This is a genomic window from Cyanobium sp. LEGE 06113, from assembly GCF_015207615.1.
Genome location: NZ_JADEWM010000001.1, coordinates 411,332 through 432,297, shown reverse-complemented (window position 1 = coordinate 432,297; position 20,966 = coordinate 411,332). Strand labels below are relative to the sequence as shown.

At 63.7% G+C, this 20,966-nt stretch carries 22 protein-coding genes and 2 pseudogenes; 6 read left to right on the top strand and 18 right to left on the bottom strand.

Annotation, left to right across the window (positions count from 1 at the left end):
- Positions 1-20 precede the first annotated feature (20 nt).
- From IQ220_RS02255 to IQ220_RS02240, 4 genes and pseudogenes are all read right to left on the bottom strand, one after another.
- Positions 21-182, bottom strand: coding sequence for a DUF5989 family protein (locus IQ220_RS02255; RefSeq protein WP_186698215.1), 162 nt, complete (start codon positions 180-182; stop codon positions 21-23).
- Between the two features lie 22 nt (positions 183-204).
- A complete protein-coding gene (locus IQ220_RS02250) occupies positions 205-600 on the bottom strand; it encodes an SxtJ family membrane protein (protein ID WP_193913032.1) in 396 nt (131 codons plus the stop codon).
- A pseudogene (locus tag IQ220_RS02245) lies at positions 600-2,470 on the bottom strand (carbamoyltransferase). Before IQ220_RS02245 ends, IQ220_RS02250 begins: the two are co-directional and overlap by 1 nt.
- 118 nt (positions 2,471-2,588) lie before the next feature.
- Entirely contained in the window at positions 2,589-2,813 is a 225-nt protein-coding gene (locus IQ220_RS02240; RefSeq protein ID WP_186698211.1) for a hypothetical protein, read from the bottom strand.
- A gap of 182 nt (positions 2,814-2,995) precedes the next feature.
- On the opposite strand from IQ220_RS02240, the pseudogene IQ220_RS02235 reads away from it, so the two are divergent.
- Positions 2,996-3,613: pseudogene (locus tag IQ220_RS02235) on the top strand (chlorophyll a/b binding light-harvesting protein); the annotation flags it as partial.
- A gap of 147 nt (positions 3,614-3,760) precedes the next feature.
- Here the strand turns inward: IQ220_RS02235 and IQ220_RS02230 are convergent.
- Positions 3,761-3,997, bottom strand: coding sequence for a hypothetical protein (locus IQ220_RS02230; RefSeq protein ID WP_193913035.1), 237 nt, complete (start codon positions 3,995-3,997; stop codon positions 3,761-3,763).
- 229 nt (positions 3,998-4,226) lie between these two features.
- On the opposite strand from IQ220_RS02230, the gene fldA reads away from it, so the two are divergent.
- From fldA to IQ220_RS02215, 3 genes are read left to right on the top strand one after another with little or no spacing between them, the layout of a single operon-like run.
- Positions 4,227-4,739, top strand: coding sequence for a flavodoxin FldA (gene fldA / locus IQ220_RS02225; RefSeq protein ID WP_186700033.1), 513 nt, complete (start codon positions 4,227-4,229; stop codon positions 4,737-4,739).
- Between the two features lie 56 nt (positions 4,740-4,795).
- Complete coding sequence (locus tag IQ220_RS02220) at positions 4,796-6,151, top strand: (Fe-S)-binding protein (protein WP_193913037.1); 1,356 nt, start codon at positions 4,796-4,798, stop codon at positions 6,149-6,151.
- Positions 6,148-6,885: an NYN domain-containing protein gene (locus tag IQ220_RS02215; protein ID WP_193913039.1), complete on the top strand. Its 738-nt coding sequence runs from the start codon at positions 6,148-6,150 to the stop codon at positions 6,883-6,885. Before IQ220_RS02220 ends, IQ220_RS02215 begins: the two co-directional genes overlap by 4 nt.
- A gap of 3 nt (positions 6,886-6,888) precedes the next feature.
- Here the strand turns inward: IQ220_RS02215 and IQ220_RS02210 are convergent, their stop codons facing one another.
- The 12 genes from IQ220_RS02210 to IQ220_RS02155 form a co-directional block, all read right to left on the bottom strand.
- Positions 6,889-8,130, bottom strand: coding sequence for an MFS transporter (locus tag IQ220_RS02210; protein ID WP_193913041.1), 1,242 nt, complete (start codon positions 8,128-8,130; stop codon positions 6,889-6,891).
- A gap of 5 nt (positions 8,131-8,135) precedes the next feature.
- On the bottom strand, positions 8,136-9,536 hold the full coding sequence (locus IQ220_RS02205; RefSeq protein ID WP_193913043.1) for an AMP-binding protein: 1,401 nt from the start codon (positions 9,534-9,536) through the stop codon (positions 8,136-8,138).
- 229 nt (positions 9,537-9,765) lie between these two features.
- Complete coding sequence (locus tag IQ220_RS02200) at positions 9,766-10,131, bottom strand: VOC family protein (protein ID WP_193913045.1); 366 nt, start codon at positions 10,129-10,131, stop codon at positions 9,766-9,768.
- A 114-nt stretch (positions 10,132-10,245) separates the two neighbouring features.
- Positions 10,246-10,644, bottom strand: coding sequence for a hypothetical protein (locus IQ220_RS02195; protein WP_193913047.1), 399 nt, complete (start codon positions 10,642-10,644; stop codon positions 10,246-10,248).
- Between the two features lie 131 nt (positions 10,645-10,775).
- The gene (locus IQ220_RS02190) at positions 10,776-12,407 is read right to left on the bottom strand and encodes an AAA family ATPase (RefSeq protein ID WP_193913049.1); all 1,632 of its coding nucleotides are present in this window, start codon (positions 12,405-12,407) and stop codon (positions 10,776-10,778) included.
- A gap of 48 nt (positions 12,408-12,455) precedes the next feature.
- On the bottom strand, positions 12,456-13,130 hold the full coding sequence (locus IQ220_RS02185; protein WP_193913051.1) for a GIY-YIG nuclease family protein: 675 nt from the start codon (positions 13,128-13,130) through the stop codon (positions 12,456-12,458).
- A gap of 497 nt (positions 13,131-13,627) precedes the next feature.
- Positions 13,628-13,966: a hypothetical protein gene (locus tag IQ220_RS02180; protein WP_193913053.1), complete on the bottom strand. Its 339-nt coding sequence runs from the start codon at positions 13,964-13,966 to the stop codon at positions 13,628-13,630.
- A gap of 160 nt (positions 13,967-14,126) precedes the next feature.
- The gene (locus tag IQ220_RS02175; protein WP_370566309.1) at positions 14,127-15,260 is read right to left on the bottom strand and encodes an esterase-like activity of phytase family protein; all 1,134 of its coding nucleotides are present in this window, start codon (positions 15,258-15,260) and stop codon (positions 14,127-14,129) included.
- A 29-nt stretch (positions 15,261-15,289) separates the two neighbouring features.
- The gene (locus IQ220_RS02170) at positions 15,290-16,708 is read right to left on the bottom strand and encodes an NAD(P)/FAD-dependent oxidoreductase (protein ID WP_193913055.1); all 1,419 of its coding nucleotides are present in this window, start codon (positions 16,706-16,708) and stop codon (positions 15,290-15,292) included.
- 139 nt (positions 16,709-16,847) lie between these two features.
- Positions 16,848-17,204 carry a hypothetical protein gene (locus IQ220_RS02165; protein ID WP_228008804.1) on the bottom strand — a complete coding sequence of 119 codons (357 nt, stop codon included), beginning with the start codon at positions 17,202-17,204 and terminating at the stop codon, positions 16,848-16,850.
- 47 nt (positions 17,205-17,251) lie between these two features.
- On the bottom strand, positions 17,252-17,590 hold the full coding sequence (locus tag IQ220_RS02160; RefSeq protein WP_228008805.1) for a PCC domain-containing protein: 339 nt from the start codon (positions 17,588-17,590) through the stop codon (positions 17,252-17,254).
- Positions 17,568-17,747: a hypothetical protein gene (locus IQ220_RS02155; RefSeq protein WP_193813811.1), complete on the bottom strand. Its 180-nt coding sequence runs from the start codon at positions 17,745-17,747 to the stop codon at positions 17,568-17,570. Before IQ220_RS02155 ends, IQ220_RS02160 begins: the two co-directional genes overlap by 23 nt.
- A gap of 137 nt (positions 17,748-17,884) precedes the next feature.
- Here IQ220_RS02155 and IQ220_RS02150 point away from each other — a divergent pair, with 137 nt between their 5' ends.
- Entirely contained in the window at positions 17,885-18,187 is a 303-nt protein-coding gene (locus IQ220_RS02150) for a hypothetical protein (protein WP_193913058.1), read from the top strand.
- A 7-nt stretch (positions 18,188-18,194) separates the two neighbouring features.
- On the top strand, positions 18,195-19,559 hold the full coding sequence (locus tag IQ220_RS02145) for an APC family permease (protein WP_193913060.1): 1,365 nt from the start codon (positions 18,195-18,197) through the stop codon (positions 19,557-19,559).
- Here the strand turns inward: IQ220_RS02145 and IQ220_RS02140 are convergent.
- The gene (locus IQ220_RS02140) at positions 19,514-20,935 is read right to left on the bottom strand and encodes an adenylate/guanylate cyclase domain-containing protein (protein ID WP_193913062.1); all 1,422 of its coding nucleotides are present in this window, start codon (positions 20,933-20,935) and stop codon (positions 19,514-19,516) included. The genes IQ220_RS02145 and IQ220_RS02140 overlap by 46 nt on opposite strands.
- Between the last annotated feature and the right edge of the window lie 31 nt (positions 20,936-20,966).

Below are 20,966 nucleotides of genomic sequence, written 5' to 3'. Positions count from 1 at the left end.
CCGGGACGCATCAAGGCGCATCAGAAAATGGAGTAGATAAACGGAGCCAGCACGGACCCCTGGGTGAAGACAATCAGCCCACCCATCAGCACGATCGTGATGATCAGTGGCGCCAACCAGTATTTCTTGCGAACCCTCAGAAAATCCCAGACGTCCTTGAGCAGATCAAGCAGTGCTTCCATGGCGGCTTCCCGTTGCAGGTGATCAGAAAATGCGGTTCAGACTGATGCTCGAATGGGCGCGCGTTTCGCGATAGCTGTCCTTATTCCTGACACGGCGACGCAGTGGGTCATGGCCCCTGAACCGCATCACCAGCGCAATGGGTTGCAGCACAAGAATGAACACCAGCCCAAGAATGACATGGCTGTTGATCCAGCCAAGCCCATGGCCCAGGGCCATCCAGCAGCGGTAGGGAAAGGCCAGCAGCCCAGGAGTCATCAGGGCAAGGCCGATGGCTGGCAGGCCAATCAGCAGGGGCCACAGCACAGGCGCGTGCCCATGCAGCGCAGGAATCAGCCAGCCGAACACCACTGGGATCACGCTGCCCACCAGCAGGCCAAACTCCCTTAGCAGCTTGCGGCTTGGCACGGCAGTACGCATCAATCCAACTCAAAGTCCTGCATCCAGCTTGGATCAGCATGTTGTGGTTGCTGATTCTCCTTAAGCAAAAGCTGATTCTCTAATACAAGCACGTCCATCTCCGTGCGCATGAAGCAGCGATAGGCATCTTCAGGGTTGCAGACGATCGGCTCCCCTCTCACGTTAAATGATGTGTTGACCAGGGTTGGGCAGCCGGTGCGGCGATGGAAGGCCCTGATGAGATTGTAGAAGCGAGGATTGGTCGAAGCATTTACGGTTTGCACCCTGGCTGTGTAGTCCACGTGGGTGACTGCGGGTAGTTTAGAACGTGAAATTCTTAGTTTCTCGATCCCAAAGAGTTGCTGCTGCTCGGCAGACATGGGAATGCAGAGCTCTGCGCGCAAGGGGGCTACGATCAACATGTATGGGCTGCAGGCGTCAAGCTCAAATTGACTGGAAGCCTCTTCCTCGAGCACGGCCGGTGCGAAGGGCCTGAAGCTCTCTCGATACTTGATCTTGAGGTTCATCACGCTCTGCATCTCCTGATTTCTGGAATCGCCCAGGATCGACCGCCCTCCCAGGCTCGAGGCCCAAACTCCATCGAACCATTGAACCAGCCAACCACTTTCCCCTGGTCCAGGAGCTCCGCCAGACGTAGAAACAGCGGTGCGTCTTCGATCTCCTGGTAGTCGGCCTCAATCGAGTCGAGGTAGCTGCGAATCTCCTTATTGCTGAACTGCGGGCCCAGCAAGGCCCCCTTCATGGCATCGCCCCCCGCCTGGGAGCCGCAGGGCTTACGCGGCTGTTGATGGTGCTGGTGCCAGGCCACCAGGGCCGCTCCCAGTGCTGAGCCGGCATCGCCACTGGCGGGTTGAATCCAGATCTGATCAAAGATCTTCTGCCGCAGCAGCTTGCCGTTGGCAACGCAGTTGAGGGCGACACCACCAGACAGGCACAGATTGGTGGCCCCTGTTTCAGCCCTCAGGGTTCGCGCCAGCTTCAGCACAATTTCCTCAGTGACAGCCTGAATCGACGCCGCCAGGTCCATGTGGAACTGACGCAACTCCGTTTCGCGTTCGCGCGCTGGGCTTGCGAACAGCTTGTCGAACTTGCGGCTGGTCATACGGAAGCCACGGTGATACTTGAAGTAGCGCATGTCCAACCAGAAGGTGCCATCTGGTTTGATATCGATCAGGTGCTTCTTGATCAGGTCGACAAAGCGTGGTTGGCCATAGGGAGCTAACCCCATCAGCTTGTACTCTCCGGAATTCACCTTGAACCCGCAGTAATACGTGAACGCTGAATAGAGAAGTCCGAGAGAGTGCGGAAAATTGATCTCCCAGAGCAGCTTGAGGTCTTTGCCTTCGCCGAGCCATGCCGAGGTGGTGGCCCATTCGCCCACCCCATCCATGCAGAGCACGGCAGCCTTGTCGAAAGGGCTGGGATAGAAGGCTGCCCCAGCGTGGGAGAGATGGTGCTCGCTGAACAGCAACTCAGGCAGCTTGGCCCCGTCCCCACGGACGTCGCCGGCCATGCGGTTCGCGAGGGCGCGCAACTCCTGCTTCAGGCGGGATTTGATGAACAGCTTCTCCTTCAACCACACCTGCATGGCGGCCACAAAGGAGCGTCCTCCGCGTGGTGCGGCGCCCAGGTAGGTTTCCAGTAGGCGCTCGAATGTGAGCAGCGGCTTCTCGTAATACACCACCGCATCGAGATCGGCGGGAGTCAGATGTTGGCTGCTGAGGCAATAATGAGCTGCGCTTGCGGGAAAGGTAGCGTCATGTTTCTTGCGACTGAAGCGCTCCTCTTGGGCTGCGGCAACCACTTCGCCGTCCACAATCAATGCTGCAGCACTATCGTGGTAGTAGGCCGAAAGTCCAAGAATCCGCATAGGCGAGTTCAAACCGGCATGGCTGTGGAAGGAATCCTGCCATGGGAACTGCCCCAGCGCTCCGCTGCCTTCCTGGAGCGCTCCTCCAGCCACGCCTCAGGTGCGGGCCTGGAGGCCCTCAGGCGGGGCCTGGCTCCACGATCATCCAGAGCACACGCGTGGCATCCACCTTCTCGAGGATCTCGAGGTGTTCGGCCGTGAGGGCACGGGCATCGTCGTGTTGACCGTTGGCGGCCAGCTCCGAGAGGTGCCCCATGCACCAGTCGCGCAGCTGCGTGATCGAGAGCATGCGCCGTTCGCGGTCTTCGGGCTTGCTGTAGCGGGCTGGAATTGGTTTCCCCATGAAATGCTGTGATCAATCCATGGCACTTTGGCCGGATGGAGCTGAACTGCACCCACAGGATCTGACAGAGCGGTGTACCTTTTGCCACAGGGTCTTGTTGTGAACCCTGCCTCGACGCGAAGCTTTGCCCACGTGTCCACTTTCTCCGGCCGATAGGTTGGCTTGGCCATGCAGTCACATCAATGCAATCCTACGGCAATCCAGAGCCAGCCTATGACTGGTGGGCTGGTAACTCTCGCTTTGTCAGCCAGTCGGGCAGCTTCATTTCGGCCCATGCTGCCCATGCCGGCCTGATCATGTTCTGGGCCGGATCCTTCACCATTTATGAGCTGAGCCGCTATTCCACCGATCAGCCCCTTGGTGAACAAAGCCTGATCCTGCTGCCCAATCTGGCTCGCCTCGGCATTGGTGTGGGTGATGGGGGCGTGCTCTCCCAGCCGGAGGCGATCGTGGCCATCGCCGCCTTTCACCTGGTGAGTGCAGCGGTGCTGGCCGCTGGTGGCATGTGGCATCTGTTCCGGGCCCCGCTGGATCTGGCGGAGGCGGAGGGAACGGCCCGGCGCTTCGACTTCGACTGGAGCGACCACAAGCAGCTGGGCGTGATTCTCGGCCACCATCTGATCTTCCTGGGCCTGGGCGCCACGGCACTGGTGGAATGGGCCCAACGCCATGGCCTCTACGACACGGCGACCCAGACGGTGCGCACGGTGCAGCCGAACGTGGATCTGGCCACGATCTGGTCGTACCAGACCCACTTTCTCTCGATCAGCAGCCTGGAGGATGTGGTCGGCGGCCACGTCATGCCCTGCGTGCCATCGGCTTTGACTTCAAGCGGGTGAACAAGGCTCTGGAGGCCATGGAGCTGGCCTGACTCCCATCGCCCTGGCCGCTGGCCAGGGCTTTCTGTTGTCGCTCAGCAGCAGTGATCGCTCAGCAGCCGTGATCTCTCAGCCGAGGGGCTGGTTCAGCAGGGAGTGGGTGAGTTCACGCTCAAGCTGAAGCTTGCTGCTTTCGACCCGCTGCATGTCCTGATAGAGGCGATGCAGCTCAGACTCCCGGTCCTGCAGATGGCGGGCAAGGTCGAGTTGCTCCGCCGTGAGTTCTGGATAGTCCTTTGACATGGCGGCGAGATCATCACCGCGGCGTAGCCGCATCAGCAGCTGGAAAGTGTTGGGAGAGGCCACCGATGAGGGGCTGACCCAGCCCCACAAAACCAGATTGGGGGAGGGAGATGGGGAGCTCATATTGGCGATCAGCAAAGCATCTCCAACGTACCCCTGGGGGCTGGATGGGGTGGGATCACGGGCGACCTGCAGTCGTGACAATCCTCACGGCACGCTGTGGCCTGCCGGCTTCAGATGGCCGCTGGCGAGGGCAAGACTTTTCGAGTTCTTTAGAGCTGTTCTGCTCATGCTGGTACCCACCATCTACTTCGCCACGTCCACGGGAAAGACGGAAGATGTCGCCCATCGCCTGGCGCCGCTGGTGAAAGCTGCTGCCGTCGTTGATGTGGCCGACATCAACGACACCTCGGTGCTCGGGGCCTGCGCAGCTCTGATCTGCTGCACGCCCACCTGGAACACCGGCGCGGATGATCTGCGTTCCGGCACGGCCTGGGATGCCCACGTGGAGGCGATCGAAACAACGAAGCTGCACGGCAAGCCCGTGGCGATCATGGGCCTGGGGGATTCCTCCTCCTATGGGGATTACTTCTGCGACGCGATGGAGGAGCTGTATCGCGCCTTCGAGCGGGCCGGTGCCCGGTTGGTGGGCCAGGTGGACATCAGCGATTACAACTACAACAGCTCCAAGAGCGTGCTGAATGGCCGCTTCTGCGGCCTGCCGATCGATGAAGACTCCGAGCCCGATCTCACCGATGAACGGCTGAATCGCTGGGCGGAGCAGCTGCGGCGGGAGCTGGTGTGACAGGCGAAGCCGCAGCAGCCAGCCAGGAGGGTGCCCGCTGACGGCAGACTGACCCCATGACTCTTCCTGGTCTACCGGCGGGGGCGACCGACCCCTGCGTCCACTGCGGCTTCTGCCTGCCCAGCTGCGCCAGCTACCGGGTGCTGGGCACGGAGATGGACTCGCCCCGGGGCCGCATCCACGCCCTCAAGGCGATCGAGGCCGGTGAGCTGCCGCTCGATGCCACGGTGGCGAAGCACTTCGACACCTGTCTGGGTTGCCTGGCCTGCGTCACGGCCTGTCCTTCGGGGGTGCGCTACGACCAGCTGATCGAGGCCACCCGCCCGAAGCTGAACGCCCCGGAGCTGCGCAGCCCGGCGGCCAACGCCTTCCGCCGGCTGCTGTTCGCTCTGTTGCCCTACCCGCGGCGGCTGCGGGCCGCCCTCAGCCCCCTGCGGCTCTACGCCGGCACCCCCCTGCAGGGTCTCGTGCGCCGCAGTGGCCTCACCCGCCTGCTCGGCCCCCAGATCGAAGCCCTGGAGCGCCTGTTGCCGCCCCTGGCGCCCGAGGCCTTCCGCGATGGCTTCCCAGCGGTGGTGCCGGCCCAGGGCGAGCGCCGCGCCCGGGTGGGGCTGGTGCTGGGCTGCGTGCAGCGGCTGTTCGATCCGGAGGTGAACGCGGCGGCGGTGCGGGTGCTGAGCGCCAATGGCATTGAGGTGGTGATTCCGGCGGAGCAGGGCTGCTGCGGCGCTGTGACCCACCACCAGGGGGAAGAGGAGCACACCCGCCAGCTGGCTGATGCGCTGGTGCAGAGCTTCCGCGCCGTGGTGGGCCCGGGCCGCCCTGCTGGGCCTGAGCCGCTGGATGCGGTGCTGGTGGCGGCCTCCGGCTGCGGCCACACCATGAAGGCCTACGACCACCTGGCCAGCCGCGGCTTCCCGGCGCCGGTGGCCGACATCCATGAATTTCTGGTCCGGCTCGGCCTCAGCGAGGGGTTCCGTCAACAACTGCAGGCCCTGCCCCACGCCGATGGCAGCACCGCCAACGCTGAGCGGCCGCTGCCGGTGGCCTTCCATGACGCCTGCCACATGATCCACGGCCAGGGCCTGCACAGTGAGCCGCGGGATCTCCTGCGCGCCATCCCCCACCTGACGCTCAGCGAGGCCTTCGAGGCCGGCGTGTGCTGCGGCAGTGCCGGCATCTACAACCTGGTGCAACCGGAGGAGGCTGCCGAGCTGGGCCGCATCAAGGCCGCCGATCTGGCCGGCACCGGAGCGGCCCTGGTGGCGAGCGCCAACATCGGTTGCACCATGCAGCTGCGCCGCCACCTCGATGGTGAGGCCGCCGCCGCGCTGCCGGTGCTGCATCCGATCCAGCTGCTCGATCGCAGCTGGCGGGCCGGGGGCAGCGCCGCCGCTGCAGAACCCCGATGACCCGGGAGGCACCGAATCTGGCGGTGCTGATCGATTCCGACAATGCCCAGGCCGCCGTGATCAGCGACCTGCTGGCGGAGATCGCCCAGGTGGGAACCGCCACCGTGAAGCGCGCCTACGGCGACTGGACCACACCCCAGCTGGGCAGCTGGAAGGAGGTGCTGAATGTGCACGCGATCGTGCCGGTGCAGCAGTTCAGCTACACCACCGGCAAGAACGCCACCGATTCGGCCCTGATCATCGATGCGATGGATCTGCTGCACGGCGGCCGGGTGGAGGGTTTCTGTCTGGTGTCGTCTGACAGCGACTTCACCCGCCTGGCCACCAGGATCCGGGAACAGGGGCTGCTGGTGATCGGCTTCGGGGAGCGCAAGACGCCGAAGGCCTTCGTGGCTGCCTGCGACCGCTTTCTCTACATCGACCTGCTCAAACGCGGCAGCGGCCGGCCCAGCTCCGGTGGCGGCGGCGCCGGCCATGACCACGACGGCGTCCCCCCGCTCAAGCCCTTCCTCAGTGAGGCGATCGCGGCCGTCACCCAGGACGACGGCTGGGCCCCCCTGGGCATGGTGGGCAGCCTGCTGCAGAAGCACGATCCGTCGTTCGACGCGCGCAGCTACGGCTTCCGCAAACTGAGCGAACTGGTGAAGGCCCAGCCTTACCTCACGGTGAAGGAAGTGCCGATCAGCCCTGGCAGCCCGCAGATGCATCTGTCGGTGCGGCTGCGGGGGGGGTGATGCTCATGGCTTCGCGCCTTCTGCCCGCGGCTGACGCCGCCAGATCAGCAGGGTGGCAACGGTGGCCACGACGCCGCAGACCACCGCGAACTGGAACGGCTCCGCCGGTCCCGAAGCACTGAGCTGACCCCCGAGGAACGACACGATCGCCGCCGCCAGGGTGAACAACGCCGTGGAGAAGCCCATCACCCAGCCCTGCTCGTCGGTGGAGGCGGCCTGCGAATAACCGGTGAGCAGTGTGGGATAGCCGATGCCATGCAGCGCTCCGGCCGGCAGCAACAGTGCCAGGGCCAGTGGTCCGGAAGGAACCAGCAGAAATGCCGTGATCACCCCGCAGAGCAGCACCGCCACCAGCGCCATGATCGTGCGCTGGGAGAGGCGGGCGTTCAGCGGCGCCACCAGAACACCGCTGGCCAGCGCCAGCCCGATGCCGAGCAACACCATGCCGATGCTGGCCGCCTGGGCGCCATAGCCGAAGCGGGCCGTGAGATCGGCAGCGGCGAACACGTAGAACGTCATGAAGCAGAGCATGTAGGGGAAGTAGACCGCCGTGATGCGCAGCACGCTGCGGCGCTCGAGCGCGTGAGTGAGCAGGCGGGAGATCGCCAGGGGGCTCAGCTCCAGCGGGACCCGCTCCGTGACCACGTCCCGGAAGCCGAGCACCACGAGCCCCAGGGCGAACAGGCACAGGATCCCCCCCACCACAAAGGGCAACTGGGGAGAGGCCAGGCCACCCAGGATGGCCGGATCGGAGAACACACCGCCGATGATCGGCCCGAGCACCAGGCCGATGCTCACCCCCACCGTCGCCAGGCCCAGGTTGCGGGTGCTCTCTTTCTGATTGGAGGCCAGGTCGATCATCGCGGCGGCTGCGATCGGCTGGGTGCCGGCGGTGAATCCTGTGATGGCCCTGGAGGCCACCAGCAGCGGGTAGCTGTGCAGCGGGATCGCCGCCGCCGCCAGCCCATAGCCCGCGATCGACCCCAGCAGGCAGATGAGGATGCCCAGCCTGCGGCCGATGCTGTCGGACAGGCGGGAGATGTAAATGGAGCCGAAAAACCAGGTAAGGAAGAAGGTGCCGATGGCAACGCCGTAGAGGAAGGCACCCTGGCCTGGCGGGCTGCCGGCGGCCAGGAAGCTGGAGTCTGGCTTCAACAGCAGGGCATCGAAGATGGGAAAGGCGATCCCCTGCCCCATCACATCCACCAGGCAGACCACCATCAGAGCAACAATCGCGAGGTGCATGGACTTCAGCCTTCTGGATGGGGAACGGGGAGGGGTTGCCCCTCCCCCGCCAGCCGGGCGAGGGCCTGCTCACGCAGTTGCCTGCGGTCGACCTTGCCGGTGCAGTTGCGGGGGAGTTCGGCGGTAAGCAGCACGTGCGCCGGCAGCTTGTAGGCGGCCAGGTGTTGGGCCAGATAGGTGAGCAACACGTTCTCCTTCGGGGCGGGAGCGCCTGGCTGGGGCTGGATCCAGGCCACCGGCACGGCACCGTCGCGGCGGTGGGGTATGCCCACCACCACGGCAGCATGCACCGCCGGATGGGCATCGAGCAGTTCCTCGATCTCCGCCGGGGCGATATTCGAGCCGCGCCGCACGATCAGCAGCTTGCGCCGCCCGCAGAACCAGAGCGTGCCATCGGCATCACGACGGCCCAGATCACCTGTCATCAACCAACCGTCCCGAAACAGGGCCTCGGTGGCCTTGGCATCCTTCCAGTAGCCGATCGTGGCTGAGGCCGTGCGCACGGCGAACTCCCCGATCCCGCCTTCTGCCACCTCGGTGCTGCCCGATTCCGGCAGGATCCGCAGGTCCGTGCCGGGGGTGGGACGTCCGATCGAGCCTGGCTTGCGCTCGCCATGGATCGGGTGCATGGCGTAGTAGCCACCCACCTCCGTCATGCCGCAGCCCTCAAGCACCGGCCAGCCGAACAGCTCGCGGAAGCGCTTCTGCAACTCCATGGGCACGGTGTCGCCCGAACCGATCACCCGGCGCAGGGAGGGAAGGGCCAGCTGCCGGGTCTCGAGATGGTCCACGAAGTCGAGCAGATCACTGGCCAGCAGACCGAACTCACTCACCCCGTGCTGCTGGATCAGGGCTGCGGCTGTCGCCGCTGAAGGCCGCGTCGCCAGCAACACCTGGGCACCGGCGCGCAGGCTGGGCAGCAGCTGGGTCTGCAGGCCGCCCGCATGGCTGAGGGGCTTGCCCACGAGCACCACGTCGTCGGCCTGCAGATCAAGCGCCAGGCGGCAGGTGTCGATCGCGGCCAGGCAGCCGCGGTGGGAGTGCACCACCCCCTTGGGCTGGCCGGTGCTGCCGGAGGTGAACAGGATCAGGGCCGGATGGTCTTCCGGCAGATCCTGCACCGGATCGATCGGTGCTGCGCCGAGCAGGGCCGGCCAGGGGAGTGCCGGCGGGCCCAGGGCAGCCGCGTGCTCAGCCTGCTCGGCGGGCAGCACCACAGCCCCGGGTTCGATGCGCGCCAGCATCGCCTTCACCTCTTCCTCCGTGAGCCGCGCATTGATCGGCACAGAGATCGCCCCGATCCGGTAGCAGGCCAGGGAGATCAGCACGGCTTCGGGGCCGTTGGGGAGTCGCCAGGCCACCCGCTCACCCGGCCGGATGCCCTCGGCCCACAGGCCTCCAGCCACCAGGCAGCACCATCCTCCAGGGCGCGATAGGTCAGGGGAGGGCTCGGGGCCAACAACGCCGGCCGATTGGGACCGCGCCTCAGCGCAGCGTCCAGCAGGCGCTGCAGACCGGTGGTGGGCATGGCGATGGGATGGGGGGTGGGGAGATCAGATGAGACAAACCATGGGGTAGCAGAGGAATCGCCACCACGTGAGGAGACTCTGGGCAACAACCACCTGGCATTGGTGGCTAGCGCCTTGGTTCCCAAAGTTCAATGGGATTCCCCTCTGGATCATGCAATCTGGCAAACTTGCCCATGGGCATTTCTTGATGATCCGTAGAAACTTCAACCCCAGCTTGGCGGAGTTGCGCAACGATCTTGGCTAAGTCGCGTACGCGAAAATTGATCATCCAGGCTTGAGTTTCTTTGCCGAAATAGTCTGTATCCCGCTCAAAGGGGGCAACGATTGTCGGCCCTTCCTCCTGTATCCAGGGAAGCTGGATTTCGTTTGATGGAATTGGGTTCACTCCCAAGTGCACCCTATACCATTCCGAAAGTTTCTCGGGGTTGGTGGCGCGAAAGAACACACCACCAATGCCAGTAACTTTTTCCATTGATCACTTGGTTTGAGGGTTGTGCATGGCGCTTCGCACCGGCGGCGCCAGCTTTGCTGGCATCTGGTTGCCTGCGCTTGTTAGGCGGAACTTGTTCCGATTGAAACAAGTTAGTCATTGAACCGGCTTGCTTCGAATCCACAGCGCCGATGTGAAGAGAATGACGGTCATGCAATGAAAGATCACCAAAGCAGTCAGGTAGCCCTGTTGCGCTTCGCTTACTGTAAAGCCCGCTGGAACGTCGACTATCCAATCTCGAAATACTGTATACAGAAAGATCTGGCTAATTGCTGCAACATAGAAGGCAGCGAATCCTATTTTCCAGCCAAGTACTAGCCCCACGAAGACGAGAAGGTCGATGACCAGGTACAGTATGTCAAGGACTTGCCACTTCAATGGTGCTGCGCTCCAGTCGAAGCCGGAGACCCCCAGAATATTGAACACATGGACTGCAGCGCCGTACGAATAGAACAGTGCAATAAGCCAGGTTACGATCTTTGCCGCGAGTTTCATTCTTTCTTTCTCTTAAGTGAGATGTTAGTCGATCTGCGTTATTATCGAATCCGCCTAGCGCTCTAGATCAGAAGCGGGCAGGAAACTACGCATAATAACAAGCCTCGGCTCCCGCCTTCTGTATCTGGATGTTATGTGCTTGGCAGTATCTCAGGCGGTGGATCTATTCTAGGCAGCAATCTCTTGATTTCCTCAATAACTGGAGGAGAAGCCTGATTATTCAACAGGCGAATTAGCCAATGCTCAAATTCAGATCGCCTGGTGCCCCTTAGATGGCTTGAGGCAATAGCAAGCATTCCTTTGTTGTCATATATGGACAAGAGTTTGACCAAGTCCTTTGCAGCTTTAGATTGGTTAATTTCACTTTGTGCGTAGGCTGATAGCTGTTCGAAATTCAGATTTGAAATTTCCTGACGAAGCAGGTCGTCAAGCTGGGAAGGGGTACGAGCGTCTGATAAATCGACCTTTTTGAGTGCACGGTCTATCCTCCGTCGGCAGAAACGGAGTACAGATCTTTCAATATTCTCTACGCTGAGGCTAGCAATAATTGCATCGCAGAATTCTTGTAGCTTGTCCTCCAGCGGTTTACCTGTAAAGCCCTCGGCTAATAATATTGCACGTGCTACGGATGGATGTACAAAGATATTTTCGATTTCCGAGACAGGCAGCATTTGGATTCCCAGCGTTGACAAATGCTCACTATCGTTCTCACTGTAGTCGTCTGAATCTACAATTCCAGCGCAGAAGACCCGAGTTAGTTCAGAATTTTCGCGCAAAGTGACAACCGAATGTATTACTTGCTCGCACGAACCTCTTGGGATGACTGTCCATTCGGGGTAGGACCGCCTATAGGTAGCGATATCAAGACTGTTTGCATTTCCCTCAACAAATAGAATGGGTTTTCGACTGCCAAGTATCAGCGTTGTGATGGTCTCGTCAAAACCACTATCCTTGGGAATAGGGCTGATCTCCCAAGAGGGTGTGGGCAGGTAGGCCTGGATAACATACTTCTCTGCAATTCGTGAGCAGGCAAAGTCTATGTCATGCGTAATAAACATAAAGCCACAGTCGGGTCGGATCGATTCGAGCTCATCCCATAGCTTCGACATTATTGATTTGTGGACATGAAGTTCTGGCTCATCAAAAATCAAGAGCGAACTAGGCTCTGCAACCAGCGATTGGCCGAGCATATAAAAAACGGCTCTCTCGCCATCGCTCATTTCCGATGCAGAGTAAAGGCTGTTATTGCCTCGCGTTGATACTTGAATGTCATCTCCGCTGATATGGAGCTCTTTGTGCGTAAGCAGCGATTCCCATACTTGTTTCAAGATCTCGAACCTCGTCGCTTTAGCGTCAATGGTTCCCCCTGCTCTTAAGCTCTTATGTGTTTCTAATGAGGTATTCGTCTGCTCCGCAAATAACGACTGAAGCAAGAAGTCGAAGTCATTGAGTAGCGCAACGGGCGCACTGCCGCCCTTCCATCGATGATTTTTTCTATAATTTATATTTGCGCCTTCGCCGCTATAGCCTGTTCTTAGCCCAAGCCTAGCCTCGCGTTCGCTTACTTTTGCTACCGATGGATTTAAAGATAGGGCTCGGTGGGCTGCGATTCGGTGCGATCTTTCGCCAAGCTGATCTTCAACATAAGATGCGAGGCGTGTCTTTCCAGATCCATTGGCTCCGACAATGACCACCGAAGAACCGACCTCTATTTGGAGTGTCTCTACACCCTCTTGAGTAGGTACTTCAATTTGAAAGCTCATTTTTCAAGACATTGAGGAGTTTGGTTTTCAATGCACATAACGTACGCATCACTGGGCCGGCGGTGATGACTCTCCATTGGAATCCGACCCGGCCGCCGGCTCCAGTGCATGCGATTGTTCGCCATCTGCGCCGCCATCGAGTGTGCCATTCTCGAACGTCGGCATGAGCCCAAAGAACTGCTCGCATTTACCAATTACTGCATCAAGGTCTTCGGTTCGGAAGACTTCGGTATGTAGTTGATCGCATTCAACTGTAACACAATCGATCGCAGTGCGCTCCCAAACACGTTTGCATGGCCATGACTTGATGACAACCGCAAACGGCGCAGAACAACGGTGCGAGCGGAGGCGTTCTGGGATGCTGACCGCGAAACCAACCTTAAATCGCCCTGGGTCGTGTTCGGGTTCTAGCTGAATCACGTAGAAGAAGCCGTAGCCTCCTTGAAGGTTGGCGTAGTCGTCGTCGGAATCGGAAACGCTCCCCGATAGGCTCCTTGAGATGACTTCTTGTTGCAATACACCGAAATCGTCTTGCGTGATGTAAGCAATCGCCTGTCCTTTGTGATTCGGATCGGAGCTGCGTTCCGTGAACGTCTCAATCCCAAGACGTTTAAGAATCTTGAATACGTTGTATTTCTCGACTTCCAATCGAGCGGCGGCATCGATTACGGAGATAGGATTCGTATTCATGTCTTTGATGGCGAACTTGGAGCTGAGCCGCACCGCCGTTCTACCGAACGTCGTTCGGCTAGCAGGCGGTGTCGGCTCTAGCGATAGTTGGTTTGCCGCGCAAATAGTCTACGCACCTCACACAACCGTAAAAACGCGGACAAATCAACTAGTCATTGGATGGTTCCGTGAACCACAGCCATCAGCCCTGCTCTTTCCGATAACCATCGAGAGCAGTGCTTGCCGGACCTCCAAAAATCCTTTTGCCCCTTGCGATTTCAGGGTGGCTCACTAAATCTTAGCTGTGGTTCACGGGTCTGCAAACCGTCTGTTCAATTGGCTACACTCTGTCTGCCGGGCTGCGGAGCCAAGGGGCCTAAGGTTGAGCACATGTGTATAGATCATGGTGGTTCTCACATCCTGATGACCCAAGAGTTCCTTGATTGTTCGCGGCCCCAGAATGGCAGTACCCACCAAGTTGTGACTTGTGCCGCAGCTTTAGCCTGCTGGCTTGGACAAGGCTCCAGCTGAGCACCGCAGGTCACCCATGGCTAGAGCTGCTGCAGCCCCACCTCATTCAACTGGGGTTCTGCGGTGCGCTCCAACCAGTCCGCCACAGCTTCGGATGAGAGCAGTTCGGTGAGTACTCGGCATTCGAACTCGCGCTGGCTGTCCTCTTCCCCCACCAGCACCAGCAGCGCTTCCCCGGAGGGCACCCGATCACGGGTCAGCACGGTGAGCAGCGGTTCGGGAATCAGCGGGCCGGGCACCCGGTCCTGAATCACATGGATCAGTTCGTGCCTGAGCACCACCTCCGGATCCGCCCCCTCGCGCTCAATGGCGTCCGGGCAGAGGAACACATTCGCCGCAGCCGCTTCCCAACCCCCCAACAGCCTGGGTTGCAGATCGCAGTGTCCATCTCCCATGGACACGGCAACCCCAACACTGGCGGCAGCGGCAATCAGGAGCTCAACCAATGGACCTTGCCCGGTTAAGGCCAGGTTAAATGTGATGCACCTAGCTCTGTGGGGCGCTCAAGACGTTGTCTTCTCAGCCCGCCAGGGTTCTCGACCCTGCGCCTGCGTTGGAGGCACAGTCAGCACCAGGCTGATCGGTCTGCCACTCCTGGGCGGCAGGGGGCTGCGGGTGCAGCGGTGCCAGTTGGGCCAGGCGGTTGGCCTGCAGGGGATTGAGGTTGTCGTCGCTCAGCAGCAGCAGCGTCGGCCGGCCGTCGGCCAGCGGCGGGCCGGGAATCAGGCCCTCCCAGTTGTCGGGACTGAGGCCGGCGGCGATCAGATCCCATTGCGCCAGCGGCGGCGCCGCGGCTTCATCAGTGGCTGCCGGCAGGGGATAAAGCGCCAGTTGAATCTGCCAGCTGAAGGGCGGCTCGAAGCGCCGCAGCAGCGCCAGCAGTTGGCCCGAATCAAGCACCAGCAGCTCGGTGAGCCCCCAGCCGTCGCCGGACGGCAGCAGCAGCGACCCCTGCTCCAGGGCCTCGGGCGCGTCGACGCGGGGATCCTGATCAGCGCGCCAGCCCCAGCGCAGCAGCCGCACCTGGCGGGGGGGATCCTGCAGCAGGGGCTGCTCGGCGGCCATCAGCAGTGCAGGCTTGCCGTCCACTGCGTCGAGCAGGGCCAGCGACTCCGGCCCGGCGTTGCTGCCCAGTCCGCGTCCCTGGCCTGGTTGCCAGGCGGAGGGCAGCTCCAGCGCCTGCAGCAGCAGTCCGCTGCTGGCCTCGAAACGCAGCAGCTGGGCCGGCAATGGGCCGTCGCGGCGGCCCTCGCTGGCCACCCACAGCTGCCCACCCAGCCGCACCATCCCCTCAGCATCGATCTTCGGCGGCAGCGTCTGGCCGAGGCCGCTGCGCAGCGGCACGGTGCGCTCCAGCCGCAGCGGGGCAGCGCCGGCCAGGGCTGCCTCCAGCCCGCTCCAGATGCCGATTGAGCCCTGGGGCAGATCGCTGAGCAGCCAGAGTCGGTCCGCCGGCCCATCCAGCAGCAGGGCGGAGAAACCGCCGATCGGCTCTGAGGCCCTGCCGCGGCGGGGCAACTCCAGCTCCCGCACCAGCTCCCAGCCGGCGTCGCTGGGGCAGGGCAGGGGCAGCGCCGACGTCTGGGCGCCCAGCAGCGGGGCCCCAAGGCTGAGCAGCTTGAGGGCAATCGCTGTGGCGATGGTCAGCAGCACGGGGGTTCAGGCCTCCACAAGACGTTCGCTCAGGCTGCCAGGGGTTCCGAATCCTGCTCCTCGGCAGGGGTCTCGGGGGCGGCGTGCCGTTCGGCCCGGAACAGCCCCACATCCACGCCCAGGTGTTGATCCGGCCGGCCGGTGATCAGCAGGGCGGTGCGCTGGCGGGTGGCGATCTGCCACATCCACTTGGTGAACAGGGTGACGCGGTTCTCCGTGTCAGGGATGAAGGCCAGGTGGGCCAGCGCCCAGAAGACCCACCCCGCCAAGCCCGTGATGTGCAGGCCTCTTAGGTCGGCCACCGCATACCAGGGGCCGATCACCGCCATGCTGCCCAGGTCGGTGAAGCGGAAGGGGGCGAGGCTGCGGCCTTCCCGCCCAGCCAGGATGTGGGCCGCCACCCAGCTGCCCATCTGCACGGCGGGGCCGGCCATGCCGGGCAGGGGTTTGCCGTCAGTGGTGTGCAGGTAGGCGCAGAGGTCACCGATGGCGTGGATCTCAGGGTGGCCCGGCACCGAGAAGTCGGGCTCCACCAGCAGCCGCCCACCGCGGTCCACGGGGCATCCCGTGCGATCGGCCAGCAGAGCGCCCAGCCGGGAGGCCCGCACGCCGGCGGTCCAGCAGATGGTGGCGGCCTCGAGCTGCTGCAGGCCATCGGCCCCCTGCAGGCTCACCAACCCGGGGGCGATCGCCTCCACCTTCGTGTGCAGCCGCACCTCCACGCCGGCCTGCTGCAGGTAGCCCGCCGCGGCGGCGGACAGCTTCGGGTGCATCGTGGGCAGCACCCGCTCCACCGGATCCACCAGCACCACCCGGCAGAGGTCGGGGTTGAGCTGCTTGAAATCCCGGCGGATGGCGCGGTGCATCAGCTCGATCAGGGAGCCGGCCAGCTCACAGCCGGCGGGGCCGGCGCCCACCACCACCACGGTCTGGAGGAAGCGGCGGCGCTCGGGATCGAGCGTCTGCTCCGCCTCCTCCAGGGCCATCAGCAGACGGCGGCGGATCTCATCGGCGTGCTCGAGGATCTTCATCGGCGGCGCCAGGGGCCGCCACTCCTCGCGGCCGAAATAGGTGCTGCCGGAGCCGCTGGCCAGGATCAGATGGTCGTAGCCGTAGCGGTGGTCGTTGAACACCACCTCCTTGGCCTCGGGGTCGATGTCCACCACCTCCCCCAGCAGCACCTGGATGTTCGGGGCCTGGCCCACCATCTGGCGCAGGGGGGAGGCCACATCCGCCTCAGACACCAGCCCCGAGGCCACCTGATACAGCAGCGGCTGAAACAGGTTGAAGTTGCGCTTGTCGATCAGCGTCACCCGCACGGGCTTGCCGGCCAGGGCGTGGCAGGCCTTGAGCCCGGCAAAGCCGCCGCCCACGATCACCACATGGGGCCAGTCCGCCAGCGCACAGGCGGGGGGCTCCAGTTCCAGAAAGAAGCGTTCCGGTGCCATCGCCCCCCACGCCTACAGCTTCAACGTATCCATGGCTCTCCAGGGGCTTGGTAGTGGTGGAAGCCATTCGGTGTCTCCATCAGCCGTTCCACACCTGCAGCCCCGGGGATCGGGCTTCGGCACGTCGATCACCCAAGGCTCAGCGCAGCGGCACGAAGATCCGGTTGCCGTTGGCCGGGTTGGTGAACTCGGCGTTGCCCTGCACAAACACGCGCCGCTCCCAGGTGCCGCCGAGGGAATCCCGCAGCGTCGAAAGGGGGAAGCCCTCCTTCACCAGCCGGTAGGTCATCGCCATACCGTCCTCCCAGACAATGCGCACCGTGCCATCGGCGGAGTGGCTGTCACGGCAACCGATCGGCTGGTCGTTGTAGGCGCAGCGCTTCCAGGCCTCGGCCAGGGCTGCGGGAGCCAGGACCGCCGGGGCCAGAACCGCTGCAGCCAGTGCGCTGCTGATCAACGCCATGGTCAGGGGGGCACGGCCCAGAGGTCTCGGCATGGCAGGTGCAGCCTGGAACCTGAGTATGGCCAGGCCCTGCGTTGGGCTCACACGTTGTGGCCGTTTGGGTGCCGATGGATCTGCAGTTCGGCGTAACCCGTCGCTGGATCCAGCTCTCGCCGGAACTGCCACTGCGGCAGCAGCCCCACCAGCAGCTCGGCGGTGGTGCGCACCAGCGAACCGGGGGCCAGATGGCCGCCGATCACCGCTCCGGTGTTGTCGGCGATAGCGATGTGCAGATGGGCTCCATCGGCAGAGAGCGTGCCGGCCAGGCTGACGATTTCCAGTGCGCCGTCCAGGGTTGTGCTCTCTTGACGGTCAGCCAGCCGCAGCAGGGGGCAAGGTGGACGTGGCTGGACGGGATCAATCCCCGAACTTGCGATCAAGCCACAGCGTGAGCACATAGACGCCGATGAACATCGGCAGGTAGGCCACCCACATGTTGGGCAGATTCAGTTCTGAGTTGTTGATCAGAACAAGGCCTGAGTAGCTGACCAGGCCATAGATCAAGGCTCTGCGCAATGGGCCGGAAAGTCTTTTCATCGCAGACCTGCCCAAGCACTTGGCCCATGGTATCGGCTGTGATTCCGCGCGCCGAACCTGGGTTTGAGGCTGCACCGCCCGCCTTGCCCGCCCATGATGGCCGTCGCCCCAAGCGGTCCTGCCGTGTGGTCTGTTCCATGCCCCATCCACCCCGGTCTTCAACGCCGCTGATCAGGGCTCTGACGACCCTGCTGGTGGTGGCGCTGCCCCTGGTGCTGCAGCCCCAGGCCGCCAGGGCCCGCCAACCCCTGAACCCCGACATCGAGACGATGTGCGAGGGGTTGGCCCTGATCAATCAGAAGCTGGGTGCCACCGCCGCCCCGGGCACCCCCATGGCCGAGCTCATGGAGCAGGAGCTGGTGATCACGGCAGGCCAGTACGAGGCCCTGTGGTCGTTGATGAAGCTCACCCCCACGCCGATCTGCGAGTCGCTGTACTGATGGCCCGATGAGCACGCCCTCTCCGGGCCGGCTGCAGCAGGTGCTGGGGCTCGGCTTTGGCCTTGCCGGCGCCGTGGGGGGCACGATCGGGGCCGGCATCCTGCGCACCCCCGGCATCGTGGCGGCCCAGCTGCTCGATCCCTGGCTGATCCTCGCGGCCTGGCTGCTGGGTGGCCTCTACGCGGTGCTCGGCGCTCTCTGCGTGGCCGAGCTGGCCAGCAGCCTGCCCCGCGCCGGCGGCTGGTATGTGTACGCCGAGCGGGCCTTCGGGGCCCGGGCCGGCGGCTTGGTGGGCTGGACCGACTGGCTCGCCCACTGCATCGGCCTGGCCTGGGTGGCCACCACCACGGGCGAAGTGGTGCTGCAGCTGTTGCCCGCTGCCGGCCTGTCCGAGCGCCTGATCGGCCTGCTCACCATTGCCCTGTTCGGCCTGATCCAGTGGCGCGGGGTGCGGGCCGGCAGCGCCAGCCAGGAGCTGCTCAGCCTGGCCAAGGCGGTGGCCTTCCTGGGCCTGGTGGCGGCCTGCTACCTGCTGCCGCCGCTGGACTCCACCAGCGTCTACACCAGCGCCGGCGCGGGCGAGCCCCTGGCCTGGGGCAACCTCGGCCTGGTGGCCCTCATGGCCCTGCAGCCGGTGATCACCACCTACGACGGCTGGGCCAGTCCGATCTACTTCTCCGAGGAGTTCACCGATCCCGCCAACGACCTGCCCCGCTCCCTGATCGGCGGCGTGCTGGCTGTGCTGGTGCTCTACCTGCTGATCAACGGGGCCCTGCTGCATGTGCTCACACCGCAGCAGCTGGCCGCCTCCAGCCTGCCGGCCACCACGGCGGCCCAGCTGTTGGGCGGTGCGATCGGCGGCCAGGTGATCACGGCGGTGGCCCTGGTGGCCCTGCTCGGGCTGATCAACACCGTGGTGATGGCCGCGCCGCGCATCCTCTACGGCCTCAGCCGCGATGGCCTCTTCCCGGCTCTGGCCCAGGGCGTGAACCCAGGCGGCACCCCCACAGGCGCCCTCGGTCTCAGCCTGGCGGCCTCCATGGCCCTGGTGCTGGCGGGATCCTTCGAGCACCTGCTGGCCATGGCCGCCTTCCTCTATGTGTGCCTGCCCCTGGTGGGCATCGCCGCCCTGGCGGTGCTGCGGCAACGGGAGCCCGAGCTGGAGCGCCCCTTCCGGCTGCCCGCCTACCCGCTGGCACCGCTGTTGATCGCCCTGGTGTCGGTGGCGTTCCTGGCGGCGGCCTTGCTGCAGGACAGCGCCAACAGCCTGGCGGCCCTCGCCCTGGCCAGCCTGGGGCTGGTGATCCCGCGGCGTTCCAGCCCCGATCAGGCGGAGCCCGGGGCGGCCGGCGCCGGCGGCTCCAGCCAGTAAGTGGTCATTGCCCCCACCCCCTTCACCAGCAGGGACCCGCGCTGCTGCACCTGGAAGCGTGGCTCCAGCCTGCGGGCCAGGGCCTCGCTCAGCTGGATGCGGCCGGCGAGGCCATGGCTTTCCATGCGGCTGGCGATGTTCACCGTTTCGCCCCAGAGGTCGTAGATGAACTTCTTGGTGCCGATCACACCGGCTACCACGGGGCCGCTGTGCATGCCGATCCGCAGGGCCATGCCCTCGGCCTCCGGGCTGCGGAAGTCGCGCATCCAGGCCTGCATGTCCAGGGCCATGGCGGCGATGGCGTCGGCGTGGTTCTCGCGGGGCAGGGGCAGGCCCCCCACCACCATGTAGTTGTCGCCGATGGTCTTGATCTTCTCCAGGCCATGGCGTTCGCAGAGCTGATCGAAGGCGGTGAACACCTGGTTCAGCAGCTGCACCAGGGCATGGCAGGGCAGCCGCGCCGCCAGGGCGGTGAACCCCTCGATGTCGGCGAACAGCACGCTCACATCGGCATGGGTCTCGGCGATGGTGCGCCGTCCCCGCTTCATCTCCATTGCGATCGGCGGCGGCAGGATGTTGAGCAGCAGCTGGTCGGCCCGCTCCTGCTCCTGCTGGGCACTGCGCTCGGCCACCTGGCGGCGCTCCATTTCGGCTGCCGTGGTGAGAAACGACTGGTTGAAGGCCTGCTCCACCTCCCCCACCTCATCGGCAGCCCCGAGGGGCAGCAGCAGGGTTTCCGGGTTGCTGGTGGCGCCCGAGGCCAGGGCCCGCCCGGCCAGCACCAGCCGATCCCGCAGGGTCACGATCCGACCGATCACCAGCCGCTGCATCACCACCAGGGTGATCAGGGTGAGGAAGGCCGCGATCCCCAGAACGATCAGGGTGATGTTGAGGGTGTAGCTGAGCAGCCCTGCGCGGATGCTGCTGGCCTCGTGGCGCATCACCAGAAGATGGTCGCCCCCCAGGCTTTCCGGCCCCCACACGGCGTCGTAGCTGCCGCGCAGCGGATACCAGCGCCCCTCGATGCGATTCCGGCTGGCCTGGACCCCTGAGAGCCGCGGCAGTGCCCCGAAGCCGCCCAGCCTCTCCCCGCTGGACGCCCGGTAGAGCGCAGCACCCTCGATGTCCTGCAGCATCGAGGAGCTCCGCAGCCGCTGCACCGCGGCCAGCAGCTGCGGCGATGAGCCCGCCTGGCCTTCGGCCACCAGCCAATCGATCTTGGCGGTGCTCACCTGCCGCAGCTGCGCCCCGAGCCGGTCGGCCTGGCGCAGCACGGAGGGCACCAGCACCAGCGCCTCCACCACCAGGAAATTCAGAAAGATCCAGAAGGCGATCCGCCGAGCCAACCGGGCCCGGAGCATGGCGGGCAGGGGCACGGCAGCAGAGCACGGAATTCCTCCGGTTTAC